A 14,949-nucleotide genomic window follows, 5' to 3' on the forward strand; every position below is an offset into this window, starting at 1 on the left:
TTGAATAATTGACAGGCGGGGGGAGTCCTAAAATGAAACTGAAACGTATGTGGCCGGCATATTGCATCTGGGCTTTATTTATTATTTTTGATGTGGTGATGGTAGCAGGTTCCAGCTTCTTTTTAGGACTTTTTCCGTCTGATAAAAGAATTATTTATACAGCTGTATTGACAGTTCTGGGCATTTTATTAATGTCGGTGCTGATGATTTTTTTTGGCAAATTATATGATGGCGCCATAAATGGTATAGCTTCCAAAAAGATTTTTTGTAACACTGTTTATGGGCTGCTTTTAGGAATAATAGTAATCAGTGCTTTCATCGTAAGAATGAAAGTTAGTTCATCCAAAGTCCTTGAGGTAACCGGAAAGCTTTCTCTTTATCAGAATGCGGTTATCGGTGGAACAGAGGTTACTTTTGAAAACGACCTTTTATCTATCATATATACCGGAATTTTAAGAGGAATTCTTTATCTTACCGGCAATGATATAAATGTTGCGCTTTACTTTGAGATATTCTCATATTGTTTATTTATATTATTCGCAGCTCTTTCAGTAAATATATTGCTTGGAAGGTTGCCATCTATTGTTTTTGCATCGTATGTTTCATTTATGCCCATATTTATAGACATGTTCAGAGTGCCAAGTCTTGGAACCCAGAGTCTGTTCTATGCTATGTTTTCTATAGAACTGTTTATAATTGCATTACTTCTTAACGGAACATATCGTGAAAAATATTCCTCTAATGCATGGATAGTCTGGTATTTTTTTGTTGGCGCTGTAATTGGTTTTATGGGATATACAGATGCCGGTACTTTTTTTACCGTTGCGCCGCTTGTTTTGTCAATTATTTTTATTATCGGACAGAGCCTGAAAAAAGGACTGTTTAAATTAGGATTTGTTTTATTTGGGTGTGTTTTTGGCTTTTTTGGAATGATAGCTCAGGAACAGGGACCGGCTAATATAGTGCAAACGCTGGTTAACTGGGCAACGTATTATTTTAAGAATCTCAATACCTTTAGTCTGTTTATGATCTACACAGACTATAAGATTATTTATCTTATCACGGTTATTGTAATGTCCGGAATCATAATAGGATTTTGGAAAAACAGGAAAATTGACAGGGTTTCACCCTGGCTCTTGTCGATGCTTATTATTTATGTCACTGTTCCTTTTATGGGAGCGACTCAGATGAATTCGCAGATTATGGTCACTATATTCTACGGATTTGTATTGGCATGCGTTGTATGTCTTATTACAATTTCCCCTGAAGATGACGGGCTTTTGATCTCTTTTGATGAACAGAGTCCTGAAACTGTAAATGAAGAGATATCAGAGTCTGATGCTGATGAGAAGGGGGAGAAAGTACAGGAATCATCTTCAAAAGAAGACATTGAAGATATTGCAAAAGAACTGGTAAAAAAGAATAAAGAAAACAAAGAAAATAAAGAAATGATTAAAGAATCGAAAGAAAAAATCGTGGAAAGCGGGGATGAAACAGAAAAGCAACGCTTTGTTCCCGAAGGAATGGTTTTGCCTATGGAGACGGAGGCTGACCTTAAGGAAAGAGATCAGACGCCACGCATGAAGATGCCAAAGTTTGAAGGAACAATTTCTTTGGATCGCAAGGCGATTGAAAATGCCCTGAAGGATGATTTTGATATTCCTCTTACTCCCGGCGATGACTTCGATTTTTAAAATAAATTTGAAGGGACAGTTATGAGAATAGAAGATTTAGATGCATATGAGATTATTGAGAAGAGAAGAATTGAGGATCTTAATTCAGATAGCTTCCTTCTCAGCCATAAAAAGACAAAGGCAAGAGTAGCTCTTTTGTCTAATAATGAAGAAAATAAGGTTTTTTCCATTGGATTCAGAACGCCTCCAAAGGATTCAACCGGTGTAGCGCATATTATTGAGCATACAGTTCTTTGCGGCTCCAAAGAGTTTCCCATAAAAGATCCTTTTGTAGAACTTGTTAAGGGTTCTCTTAATACTTTTTTAAATGCTATGACTTATCCCGATAAGACTGTGTATCCTATTGCAAGCTGCAATGATGCGGATTTTCAAAATTTGATGCACGTATATCTTGATGCGGTTTTTTATCCGAACATTTATAAGACGGACAAGATATTTAAACAGGAAGGCTGGCATTACGAGATGGATGATGAAGACTCTGACCTTACTATAAACGGTGTTGTTTATAATGAGATGAAGGGTGCTTTTTCATCTGCAGATGACGTACTTTCAAGAGAAATTCAGAATTCATTGTATCCGGATACTACATATGGCATTGAGTCAGGGGGAGATCCGGACCATATCTACGAACTTACATATGAGAATTATCTTGATTTTCACAGAAAGTATTATCATCCTTCCAACAGTTATATTTATCTTTATGGAAATATGGATATGGCTGAAAAGCTCGATTTCATTGATAGGGAATATCTGTCCAAATTCGACTATCTTGAGGTGGATTCAGAAATAGGTTTGCAGAAGCCGTTTGATGCACCAAAGGAAATACATAAACCGTATTCAATATTAGATTCAGACAGTGAAACAAAAAATACTTACCTTTCATATAACTGTAGTGTCGGCTCAACCCTTGACAGAAAGACATATATTGCTTTTGACATTTTGGACTATGCGCTTTGTTCAGCTCCCGGAGCCCCTATTAAGAAAGCTCTTATTGATAAGGGAATCGGACAGGATGTGTACAGTGAGTATGACAATGGCATAAAGCAGCCTATTTTCTCAATTATAGCCAAGAATGTCGATGCTGCTCAAAAAGATGAATTTGTTAATACCATTCACGAAGTTTTAAGGGAACAGATAAAAAACGGTATTGATAAAAAAGCTCTTTTAGCAGGGCTTAGCTATGATGAGTTTAAATACAGAGAAGCTGATTTCGGAAGATTCCCAAAGGGACTTTTATATGGACTTCAGATTTTTGACAGCTGGCTTTATGATGACAAGATGCCTTGGATTCATGTGGAAGCCAATGATACCTTTGCTGAATTAAAGAAGGAAGCTGAGGGTGATTATTTTGAGAAACTTATTGAGAAATATCTTTTAGACAATAATCACAGCACGGTCCTTTTGCTTGAGCCGGAAAAAGGACTTACAGAGAAAAAGGAAGAGGAGCTTGCCAAAAAACTTGCGGATTATAAAGCTTCTTTATCTCCGGATGAAATCAAGAAAATTGTAAAGGATACAAGAGAATTAAAGGAATATCAGGAATCTCCGGATGATCCTGAGGATCTTAAGAAAATCCCTCTTCTTAAGCTTTCTGATCTTAAGAAAGAGGCAGAAAAGTTTGTATATGAAGAGAGACAAAAAGACGGAGTAAAAATTCTTTTCCATGACATATTCACTAATGGAATTGATTATCTGACTTTTGTGTTTGATCTTAAGAATATTGATGCAAAAGATCTTCCTTATGCTGCAGTTCTTAAAAAGGTTCTCGGCATGATGGATACTGAGCATTTCACATATGGTGATCTGTATAATGAGATCAACATAAGAACCGGTGGAATCAGTGGGGCCATCAGTACTTATACTAATTCTGATGATGTAACGAGATTTGAAACAGAATTTGAAATCAGTGTAAAGGTACTTCACGATAACCTTTCATATGCTTTTGATTTGGTAAAAGAAATCATTACATGTACAAAATTTGACAATGCCAAGAGACTTAGAGAAATATTTGGAGAGCAATATGCAAGACTTAAGTCAGACCTTGCTTCTGCCGGGCATCAAAGTGCAGCACTTCGTGCAATGAGCTACATTTCACCTGCTGCATCTGTGTCAGATCAGGTAAGCGGAATTGGATTTTTTAGAAATCTTGAAGCATTAACCCAAAAGGTGGAGACTGATGAGGGAGCCAGGGAAATTGCTGATCACTTAAAGCGCCTTTGCCAAATGATCTTTAGACCGGAGAATCTTCTCGTGGATATAACAGGAACTGAAAAAGAATATGAAAATGTTCCGGAAGAAAGCGTTAGATTTTCTAAATCACTTTTTACAGAGAACTGTGATAAAGGTCAGCTTCAGATAAAAACTGTGAAAAAGAATGAAGCTTTTGTTACTGCCGGTCAGGTTCAATATGTATGCAGAGCGGGGAATTTTGCAAGTAAGGGACTAAAGTATAGCGGTGCTCTCAGAGTTTTGAAGGTAATGATGGGATATGATTATCTTTGGAAGAACATAAGAGTTTTAGGCGGAGCTTATGGATGCATGAGCAGCTATGCAAAAAATGGTGACAGTGCTTTTGTAACATACAGGGATCCCAATCTTAAGAACAGTATTGATGTATTTGAGAAAGCTTCTGAATACCTTAGAAATTTTGAGGCTGATGACAGAGTTATCCTGCAGTATATTATCGGCGCGATTTCTGATCTTGATACGCCAAAGACGCCTTCAGGAAAAGGAACTTATGGGCTTACAGCATATCTTTGCAAGGCGAAAATGGAAAATATCCAGAAAAACCGTGATGAGCTTTTGGGAACAACAAAGAATACGATCAGAGATCTGGCAAAGTATGTGGATGCTTTTATGGAAGATAAATGCGTATGCGTTATAGGAACCACAGACAAGATTGATGAGAGCAGGGAAATGTTTGACGTTGTTGAGCAGCTTGTAAAGGCCTAAAAGGGGGATTTGTTATGAAAAAGGGTAGCATTAAAGCTTTATTGTTAGGGGTTACAATTGGAGCAACAATAGGTCTTTGCGCATGCGGAAGCAGCGGATATACAGGCTCTAATTATGCAGAGGAATCAGTAGCCGAGTCTGCGTATGACGCTAAGGGCTACAATGCTTATGAGACCATGGATGCAGAGGCTGTTGAGGCTCCGGGTGAATCTGCTCAGGTTCCGGAAAAGTCAGACAGAAAGCTCATTACAACCGTAAACTTAAGTACTGAAACAGAAGATCTTGATAAGACAATGGCACAGGTTGAGAACAAGACCAAGGAGCTTGGTGGTTACATTGAGAACAGCAGCATCTATAACGGAAGCACTTATTCCTCATACAAAGAAAGCAGAAGTGCCAGCTACACCATCAGAATTCCTGCTGATAAGCTTGATCTTTTTATAGAATCTGTTGAAGAGGGAACCAACATTACTAACAAGTCAGTTAGTGTTGATGATGTCACACTTCAGTATGTTGATATAGAAAGCAAGAAGAAAGCATTAAAGACAGAGGAGCAAAGACTTTTAGAGATACTTGAAAAGGCTGAGACAGTTGAAGACATTATAAAGGTTGAGGAAAGACTTTCTGATGTAAGGTATGAGCTTGAAAGTATTGAATCACAGCTAAGGACCTATGATAACAAAGTTGATTACAGTACGGTTTATATGGATGTTTCAGAAGTTGAGCAGTATACACCGGCCGAGAAAAAAAGCGTAATCGAGAGAATAGCAGAAGGATTTGTTTATAACTTTAAAGAAGTGATAAGTGCATTGGTTGAACTCTTTATATGGATAGTGATACATATCCCTCAGATAATAATTCTTTTGCTTATATGTCTGGCATCTGTATTTGGTTGCAGAGCATATGCGTCTTCCAGAAAAAAGAAGCGCGAAATGAAAATGAGAGCATATATGCAGGCTCAAGGACAGGTACAGCCACAGGTTCAGCCTACGGCAGGGCAGGTAAATACACAAGGAAATAATAATGGAAATAAGTAATAGTTTTAAAACAGGTTTTATAACCTTAATCGGTCGTCCGAACGTAGGTAAGTCCACTCTTATGAACCATCTTATCGGACAGAAGATAGCAATAACATCCAATAAGCCGCAGACTACAAGAAACAGGATAATGACTGTTTATACAGATGAAGAGAGCCAAATGATTTTTTTGGATACTCCGGGAATCAATGAAACTAAAAATGCTCTCGGCGAGTATATGTCCAAGGTTGCAAAAAGCGCCATTGAGGAAGTGGATATGGTGCTTTGGCTTGTAGAACCAAGTACTTATATCGGAGCGGTTGAAAAGTCAATCATAGAGGAACTTAAGACTTTAAAAAAGCCGGTAATTCTGGTTATAAATAAAGTTGACACAGTACAGGCGGATAAGCTTGAAATTTTTGAAAACGCCTACAAGAACGAAATGGAATTTTCAAAGATAGTTCACGTATCAGCTCTCAAAGGTCAGAACATCGATGGAGTAATGAATGCAATAAAAGAGTTTCTGCCTGCAGGACCTCCTTTTTATGATGAGGATACCATAACCGATCAGCCGGAGCGCGATATTGTAGCTGAGATAATAAGGGAAAAAGCACTCAGGCTATTAAAGGATGAAGTTCCTCACGGTATAGCAGTTACTATTGAGAGTATGAAAGCCCGTGAGAAAAAGATCGAAGAGGAAAAGCCCAAGAAAAAAAGGCATTATCATCCTCCGAAACAATCAGCTTTAGATCTTGACGCAATGCTTAAAAATGCAGCCGTTGATTCATCAGGCGGGATTATGGATATAGATGCAACTATTATTTGCGAAAAAGATTCACATAAGGGAATTGTTATCGGCAAGGGCGGAGCAATGCTCAAAAAGATCGGCACTGCGGCCAGAAAAGATATTGAGGATCTCTTGCAGTGTCAGGTTAATCTTCAGATATGGGTTAAAGTCAGAAAAGACTGGAGAGATGACAAGACTCAGATGAAGAGTTTTGGATATGATGTGAATAGCTTTAAAAAGTAAGGATTTTTATGGAAGAACTGGTCAATGTACGCGGAATAATAATAAAGCATTCACCCGTAGGGGATTATGACCTTGTGGCAACAATTTTTACTGCCGAAAGAGGCAAGATCACTGCTTTTGCAAGAAATGCCCGAAAGCCCGGAAATAAGCTTTCGGGCAATGTTGAACCCTTTAGCTTTGGTACTTTTAAGCTTTACGAGGGAAGGAATTCCTATACAATTATTGAAACCAGTATAGATAATTATTTTGAGGGATTCAGACAGAATTTCGAAAGTGCCTGCTATGGCTCTTTTTTTCTGGAGATAGTTAATTTTTATACCCGTGAGAACAATGAGGATAAAGAACTGTTAAATTTGTTGTATGTTTCATTGAAAGCTCTTTTAAATAATTCAATTCCAAACAGACTTGTAAGGAGCGTATTTCAGCTCAGGGCTTTAAAAAGTCAGGGCGAATATCCCGGAATCCCCGGAGAAGAAGCTCTTTTGGACTCTACCAAATATGCAATGGATTATATAGTAAGAAGTCCGCTTGAAAAGCTTTATACATTTAATGTGACAAAAGAAGTTTTATCAGAACTTGAGCAAATATCAAACAGATACATTGATATGAGCATTGACAGACCATTAAAGAGTCTCGAAATGCTTAATATATTGTAAGAATATGCTTATTGAAAAAGAAAAACTATTTGGATATAATTACTTTGTTTGTTTTGAGGATAACTATGAGTGGGTTTATGATGAAAAAAAATACAGGAATTCTTATAGCCCTTATTATGGCAGCCTGTTTACTTGGCTGTGGAGCGGATGAGACAAAAACTACTACAGTTTCGTTGGATAAAAAGGGTAAGATAATCAATACTATTTACGAGGACTTTGGCGAAGAGTATTATGATATTTCTGAACTAACAAGGATGGCAGAAGATGAGATAGCTTTATTCAATTCTGAAAGACTTAGTGAAAAAATAACTTTGGGTTCAGTTGATAAGATTTCTGACGGAACTATGGTAAAAATGGTCCTGAATTTTGAAACTACAGATGACTATGAGGATTTTAATAATACAACTCTTTATTACGGAACTGTTCAGGATGCAATGGACAGGGGATATGAGATATCCTCTGAACTTATTGATGAAAATGGTCTTAAGGTCAGCTTGGAAGCGGTAGAAAATAATAAGAACAATCATATTATCATAACCAAAGATAAGTCGGTTTTTATTACGCCTTATAATATAGTTTACACTACTAACGGAGTATCACTTAAAGGAAAAAAGGAAGCTGTTTTGTCTTCTTCCACAAATGACGAAATACAGCTCATTCTTTCAAAATAAATATTTTTAATTAATTGAATCACTTGCTTGTGATTGATGGGAGGAACATGGAAGCAAAAGCAAAATCAATGGAAAAAATCATAGCATTGGCCAAGGGAAGAGGCTTTGTTTACCCGGGGTCAGAGATTTATGGAGGTCTTGCTAACACCTGGGATTATGGTAACCTTGGCGTTGAGCTTAAGAATAACGTAAAAAAAGCATGGTGGCAGAAGTTTGTACAGGAGAATCCTTACAACGTCGGCGTTGATTGCGCAATTCTTATGAATCCTAAAACATGGATTGCATCAGGTCATTTAGGAGGCTTTTCTGATCCTCTTATGGATTGTAAGGAATGCCATGAGAGATTTAGAGCAGACAAGATCATAGAAGATTTTGCTTCTGAAAACGGAATTACTCTTGAGAGTTCTGTTGATGGCTGGAGCCACGAGGATATGGAAAACTTTATCAAAGAGCATAGTGTTCCATGCCCGACATGCGGTAAGCACAATTTTACAAGCATAAGAGAGTTCAATCTTATGTTCAAGACTTTCCAGGGCGTAACAGAGGATGCTAAGGATACAGTTTACCTTCGTCCTGAGACAGCACAGGGTATTTTCGTTAACTTTAAGAATGTTCAGCGTTCTTCACGTAAAAAGGTTCCATTTGGAATCTGCCAGATAGGTAAGAGCTTTAGAAACGAGATTACACCCGGCAACTTTACTTTCAGAACAAGAGAGTTTGAGCAGATGGAACTTGAGTTCTTCTGCAAGCCCGGCACTCAGACAGAATGGTTTGAGTACTGGAGAAAAACCTGTTACGAATGGCTCATTTCTCTTGGAATTGACAAGGAACACATCAGACTTCGCGACCATGATCCGGAAGAGCTTTCATTCTATAGTGATCATACAACAGATATTGAATATGCATTCCCATTTACAGATTGGGGCGAGCTTTGGGGGATTGCTTCAAGAACAGATTACGACCTTACAAGACATCAGGAAACATCCGGCGAGCCTATGGAATACTTTGATGATGAAACCAATGAAAAATACATTCCATATGTTGTTGAGCCTTCACTTGGTGCTGACAGAGTAACACTTGCTTTCCTTTGCGAGGCATATGATGAGGAAAATATTGGAACTGAGGAAAAGCCTGATATGCGTACAGTTCTTCATTTCCATCCGGCAATTGCCCCTGTTAAGATTGGAGTGCTTCCACTTTCCAAGAAGCTTAATGAAGGTGCGGAAAAGATTTATGCTCAGCTTTCAAAGAAGTATAATTGTGAATTTGATGATCGTGGAAACATTGGTAAGAGATATCGTCGTCAGGATGAGATTGGTACACCATTCTGCATCACTTATGACTTTGATTCAGAAGAAGACCACAAGGTTACAGTAAGATTCAGAGACAGCATGGAGCAGGAGAGAATTGCCATCGACGAACTTGATTCTTACTTTGCTGATAAGTTTACATTTTAAGGAGTTAGTTTAATTATGAAACAATATACTGCTAACGAGCTTAGAAAAGCTTGGAAGGATTTTTATATTAAAAGAGGTCATGTGGATTGTGGCGCGGTTTCTCTTGTATCTGATGGCTCAACAGGCGTTATGTTCAATGTTGCAGGTATGCAGCCTCTTATGCCTTATCTTTTAGGCAAAAAGCATCCGCTTGGAACAAGGCTTTGTAATGTTCAGGGATGTGTTCGTACCAACGACATTGATTCTGTAGGTGATAAGAGTCATGGTACTTTCTTTGAAATGATGGGAAGCTGGTCTCTTGGAGATTACTTCAAGAAAGAACGTTGTCAGTGGAGCTTTGAACTTTTAACAGAGCTCTTTGGCTTTGATGCCGATCATCTTGCAGCTACTGTTTTTGCAGGTGATGAGAATGCACCAAGAGATGAAGAAGGCGCAAAGTATCGTATTGAGTCAGGATTTAAACCCGAGAACATCTATTATCTCCCTGCAGAGGACAACTGGTGGGGACTTGAATACGGACCATGTGGCCCTGACAGTGAAATGTTCTATGTAAAAGATATTCCTGATTGCGGCCCTGATTGTGGCCCGGGATGTCATTGCGGCAAGTATACAGAAATCGGTAATGATGTATTTATGCAGTATGAGAAACATCATGATGGTCATCTTACACCACTTGCTCAGAAGAACGTTGATACAGGTTGGGGACTTGAGCGTATTCTGGCTTTCCTTAACGGAACAGATGATGTTTATAAAATTGATCTTCATGCACCTGTTATTGCATATATCGAAAAAGAGAGCGGAATTAAATATGACACTGATGAGAAGAGCACAAGATCAATGAGAATTCTCGCTGATCACACACGTACTTCTGTTATGCTCATTGGTGACGAAGCTAAGCTTTTACCTTCTAACACAGGCGCCGGATATATACTTAGAAGACTTATCCGTCGTGCAGTCAGACATGCAAGAGCTCTTGGACTTAAGAAAGAACATATTCTTGGAGTAGCTTCAATTTATCTTGATGAGTATTCTGAGAGCTATGAGAATCTTGTTAAGAACCGTAGCTTTGTTCTTCAGGAACTTGGAAGAGAGATCGACCGTTTTGAGTCTACTCTTGAAAATGATATGAAAGAGTTCAAGAAGATCCTTGATAAGACAACTTCTGAAGGAAAGAAAGTAATCGAAGGAAAAGATGCATTCTTCCTTTATGATACATTTGGATTCCCTGTAGAGCTTACTGTAGAGCTTGCAGAGGAAGAGGGCTTTACTGTTGATGAGAAGGGCTTTGCCGCTGCAATGGAAGAGCAGAAACAGAAAGCCAGAGACAATCAGAATTTCGCTGCAAATCTTACAACAGGCGCAGGCTTATTCGATGAACTTGCAGAGGATATTAAGTGTGAATTTGTAGGATATGATTCTCTTTCATGCGAAGGCAGTATTGTTGCTATGGCAGGTGCAGAGGCACTTACAGACAGCCTTTTGGAGGGACAGCAGGGAACAATCATTACTGATAAGACATCCTTCTATGGCACAATGGGTGGCCAGGTTGGAGATATCGGTGAGATAACAGGAAAAGATGGAGCTAAGTTCAAAGTATCAGAAACTGTTAAAGTTGCCGGTGGAAGAACAGCTCATGTTGGAACTGTTGTAAAGGGAAGCTTTAAGGTATCTGACAAGGTAACTTTGGATGTTGACGCTGAAAACAGAGCTAAAACATGCAGAAACCATTCAGCTACACATCTTCTTCAGAAAGCTCTTCAGGAAGTTCTGGGCGATGGCGTTGAGCAGGCCGGTTCTTATCAGGATCCTGACAAGACAAGATTTGACTTTAGTTATCATCAGGCTATGACTGCTGAAGAGATCAAGAAAGTTGAAGATATAGTTAATGCCAAAATTTTGGAAGCACTTCCTGTTGTTACAAAGGAAATGACTTTGGAAGAAGCCAAGAAGACAGGAGCTATGGCTCTGTTTGGTGAGAAATATGGCGATACAGTAAGAGTTGTAAATATGGGAGACTTCTCTATTGAACTTTGTGGTGGTACACATGTATCTAATACAAGCCATATCGGTCTTTTCAAGATCGTAGCAGAGAGCGGTGTTGCTGCAGGTGTTCGTCGTATTGAGGCTCTTACAGGTAGCAATGCAAGAGACTATTATCTTAATGTTGAGCAGACACTTAATGCATCTGCTAAGCTTGTGAAAGCTAATGCTTCTGATCTTGCTGAGCATATTAAAAAGCTTCAGGAAGAGCTTAAGGCTCTCAGAAGCGAGAATGAATCCCTTAAGAGTAAGGAAGCTCAGGCAGCACTTGGAGATGTATCTGATCAGGTTAAAGATATTAACGGAGTTAAGCTTCTTGCAACTTCCGTAAAAGGCGTTGATATGAATGGCTTAAGAGATCTTGGAGATCAGATGAAGACTAAGCTTGGAGAGGGCGTTGTTGTTCTTATTTCCGAAGCTGATGGCAAAGTAAATCTTATTACAATGGTTACTGATGGAGCTCTTGCAAAAGGAGCTCATGCCGGAAATCTTATAAAAGTTATTGCACCTATAGTTGGTGGCGGCGGTGGCGGACGCCCTAATATGGCTCAGGCCGGTGGCAAGAATCCTGCAGGTATCAGTGATGCACTTGCTGAGGCTGAAAAAGTTCTCGAAAATCAAGTAAAATAATTCTTGACGCCATTGCTTTTTGTGATATAATTGTAAATGTTATGTGAGCTAATGGGCTCAGTATAAGCATAATAAATAACCCAATCAGTCATGTACTTGAAGGGACTGAAGGGAGGGTAAGAGTAGAGATGTCAACTGTAGTAGTAAAAGAAAACGAGACTTTGGATAGCGCACTGCGTCGTTTTAAGAGAAGTTGCGCAAAGGCTGGTATCCAGCAGGAAATCCGTAAGAGAGAACACTACGAGAAGCCTAGCGTTAGACGCAAGAAAAAGTCTGAAGCAGCAAGAAAGCGCAAATATAACTAAATCTAATAAAAAGCCTTTGGCATTTGCCAAGGGCTTTTTTGTTGTGATAAAATAGACATCGTATGTCTGAAAATCATAAGAAAGATGTTTGGGTATGATGCTTTATATTTTAATAGGGATTTTATTGTTTGTTATATTATGTGTTCTGGTGATTTACCATGATACACATAATTTTGTGGTCAGAAACTATGAAATCAGATCTGATAAGGTTATTGGCAATTTTAAGTTTGTTTTTTTATCGGATCTTCATGGCTATGTTTATGGCGATAATAATGAGAAACTAATCAAAACTATTGATGAAATTGCTCCAGATGCGGTAATTTGCGGCGGCGATATGTTTACTGCTCATGCAAAAGATGGAAAAATAAGGTACGAGTCAGGATTCGAACTTATCAGAAATCTTTCAGGCAGATATAAAGTCTTTTATGGGAATGGCAATCATGAATATAAAGTGAAATCTTTTACAAAAGAGTATGGGAATTTCTATGACAGATACAAGAGCAGACTCTCCAAAGAGGGAGTTGTATTTTTGGAAAATGATTCAATTTGTATAGAAGATAAGAATATAAGGATCACAGGTCTTGATCTTAATCTTGAGTATTTCAGAAAAGTTGTAAAAAGGAAGATGGATCAAGATCATTTGGACAGACTTGTCGGTGACATTGGTGAAAAAGAAAAAAACAGATTCCAGCTTCTTATTGCTCACAATCCTCAATATTTTGAAAACTATGTGGAGTGGGGGGCTGATCTTACTTTGTCCGGACATGTTCACGGTGGAATAATCAGATTACCGATTCTGGGCGGAGTAATTTCGCCATCAATAGCTCTTTTTCCTAAATATGATGGTGGGCTATATAAAAAAGATAATAAGACTATGATACTTGGAAGAGGGCTTGGAACACACACTATACATGTAAGATTCCTAAATCCCGGTGAAGTCTGTGTGATAAATGTTGCAGGCAAAGCCTGATATATTTGGCATGGAAAGTTTTTATGAGGAGATATTATGTCACTTGAAATAAAGCTACAGGTGTTCGAAGGTCCTATGGATCTTTTGATGCATCTGATAGATAAGAACCAGATAGATATCTATGATATTCCTATTGTTACCATTACAGAGCAATATATGGAATACATCAATGCTATGCAAAAAGAGGATATGGAGGTTACCAGCGAATTTTTGGTAATGGCTGCTACACTCATTGATATTAAGTGTAAAATGCTTCTTCCGAAGGAAGTCAATGAGGATGGGGAAGAAGAGGACCCAAGAGCAGAACTTGTCGAAAAACTTCTTGAGTACAAGATGTATAAGTATATGGCTTATGAGCTTAAAGACAGACAGATGGATGCGGGGCTTTCATGGTACAGGCAAAAAAATATCCCCAAAGAAGTTAAAGAGTATGAGGCACCGATTGATTTTAGCAATCTTATAGGCGATGCAACATTATCGAAGCTGAATGAGATTTTTCAGGAACTGCTTAAGAGGCAGGAGGATAAGGTGGATCCTATCCGTAGTAAATTCGGAAATATTGAAAAAGAAACTGTGGATATGGATGCCAAAACTCTGTATATCAAAGCTTATATAAGAGAACACAAAAGTTTTAGCTTCAGGCAGCTTTTGGAAAAACAGCACAATAAAACAGAAATCATAGTTACGTTCCTTATTGTTCTTGAGGAAATGAAACTAGGAGAAATAGAAATCCGGCAGGATGGGACATTTGCAGATATAATAATTACTTCCAGAAAGGCAAGCTGATACAATGACAAAAGAAGAAGGCGCAGGAATAGTAGAGGCTATTCTTTTTACAATGGGTGATTCGGTGGAGATAAATGCTTTGGCAAAGGCAATGGAAACTGAATCTAAAGAAGTTAAAAAGTATATACAGTATCTCAAAGAAAAATATGAAAAACAGGACAGTGGAATAGGTATTATAGAACTTGAAAGTTCTGTTCAGCTTTGTACCAAGAAAGAAATGTATGAGTATCTGGTAAAAATTGCTAAAACTCCTAAAAAGGCAGTCCTTACGGATTCTTTGATGGAAACACTTTCGATAATTGCTTATAAACAGCCTATAACAAGACTTGAAGTGGAAAAAATCCGTGGAGTTAACAGTGATCATGCTGTTAACAGACTTGTGGAGTTTGGACTTGTGCAGGAACTTGGAAGACTTGATGCTCCGGGAAGACCTTTATTATTTGGAACAACAGAAGAGTTCCTTAGAAGTTTTGGAGTAAGGAGCCTTGAGGAGCTTCCAACGATAGGAGCTGTGCAGGTTGAAGAATTCAAGGCACAGGCAGAAGAAGAAATCAATGTAAAATTGGATATTTAATTTCTTAAAATTAAGGGAAAATACTGAATTGGTCAATTGTAAAAGTTAATTCCACTTTGTAAAACTAATTTCCACCTTGTAGAAGTAAATTCCACAGGGTGGATTTTACTTATTCTAAAAATAGTGGATTTTATCCACATTTGGGGCTATAATAGCCAAAAAGTCGGA

General features: G+C 38.2%; 12 protein-coding genes. All 12 read left to right on the plus strand.

The genetic code is table 11. From position 1 onward, the window contains the following. Positions 1 to 32: 32 nt before the first annotated feature. Positions 33 to 1,694 carry a hypothetical protein gene (locus J6O61_RS15255; protein ID WP_292214950.1) on the plus strand — a complete coding sequence of 554 codons (1,662 nt, stop codon included), beginning with the start codon at positions 33 to 35 and terminating at the stop codon, positions 1,692 to 1,694. 21 nt (positions 1,695 to 1,715) lie between these two features. Next, the gene (locus J6O61_RS15260; protein WP_292214952.1) at positions 1,716 to 4,646 is read left to right on the plus strand and encodes an insulinase family protein; all 2,931 of its coding nucleotides are present in this window, start codon (positions 1,716 to 1,718) and stop codon (positions 4,644 to 4,646) included. Positions 4,647 to 4,660: 14 nt separating this feature from the next. Beyond that, the gene (locus J6O61_RS15265) at positions 4,661 to 5,683 is read left to right on the plus strand and encodes a DUF4349 domain-containing protein (protein ID WP_292214954.1); all 1,023 of its coding nucleotides are present in this window, start codon (positions 4,661 to 4,663) and stop codon (positions 5,681 to 5,683) included. Further along, positions 5,676 to 6,692: a GTPase Era gene (gene era / locus J6O61_RS15270; RefSeq protein WP_292214971.1), complete on the plus strand. Its 1,017-nt coding sequence runs from the start codon at positions 5,676 to 5,678 to the stop codon at positions 6,690 to 6,692. The genes J6O61_RS15265 and era overlap by 8 nt, the downstream gene beginning before the upstream one ends. An 8-nt stretch (positions 6,693 to 6,700) precedes the next feature. Then, positions 6,701 to 7,348, plus strand: a complete 648-nt coding sequence (gene recO / locus J6O61_RS15275; RefSeq protein ID WP_292214955.1) for a DNA repair protein RecO — start codon at positions 6,701 to 6,703, stop codon at positions 7,346 to 7,348. 77 nt (positions 7,349 to 7,425) lie between these two features. Continuing rightward, positions 7,426 to 8,019, plus strand: coding sequence for a hypothetical protein (locus J6O61_RS15280; RefSeq protein ID WP_292214957.1), 594 nt, complete (start codon positions 7,426 to 7,428; stop codon positions 8,017 to 8,019). Positions 8,020 to 8,066: 47 nt separating this feature from the next. Further along, a complete protein-coding gene (locus J6O61_RS15285; RefSeq protein WP_292214959.1) occupies positions 8,067 to 9,476 on the plus strand; it encodes a glycine--tRNA ligase in 1,410 nt (469 codons plus the stop codon). Positions 9,477 to 9,491: 15 nt separating this feature from the next. Further along, positions 9,492 to 12,146: an alanine--tRNA ligase gene (gene alaS / locus J6O61_RS15290; RefSeq protein ID WP_292214961.1), complete on the plus strand. Its 2,655-nt coding sequence runs from the start codon at positions 9,492 to 9,494 to the stop codon at positions 12,144 to 12,146. 128 nt (positions 12,147 to 12,274) lie between these two features. Then, positions 12,275 to 12,451 (plus strand): 30S ribosomal protein S21, encoded by a 177-nt coding sequence (rpsU, locus tag J6O61_RS15295; RefSeq protein ID WP_013280615.1) that lies wholly within the window; start codon positions 12,275 to 12,277, stop codon positions 12,449 to 12,451. 94 nt (positions 12,452 to 12,545) lie between these two features. Next, entirely contained in the window at positions 12,546 to 13,421 is an 876-nt protein-coding gene (locus tag J6O61_RS15300; protein WP_292214963.1) for a metallophosphoesterase, read from the plus strand. Between the two features lie 36 nt (positions 13,422 to 13,457). Further along, positions 13,458 to 14,207 (plus strand): segregation and condensation protein A, encoded by a 750-nt coding sequence (locus J6O61_RS15305; RefSeq protein ID WP_292214965.1) that lies wholly within the window; start codon positions 13,458 to 13,460, stop codon positions 14,205 to 14,207. Between the two features lie 4 nt (positions 14,208 to 14,211). Next, positions 14,212 to 14,781, plus strand: coding sequence for an SMC-Scp complex subunit ScpB (gene scpB / locus J6O61_RS15310; RefSeq protein WP_292214967.1), 570 nt, complete (start codon positions 14,212 to 14,214; stop codon positions 14,779 to 14,781). Positions 14,782 to 14,949 lie beyond the last annotated feature (168 nt).

Origin of the sequence: Butyrivibrio sp. (assembly GCF_017635265.1) — a bacterium.
Classification (GTDB): Bacteria; Bacillota; Clostridia; order Lachnospirales; family Lachnospiraceae; genus Butyrivibrio.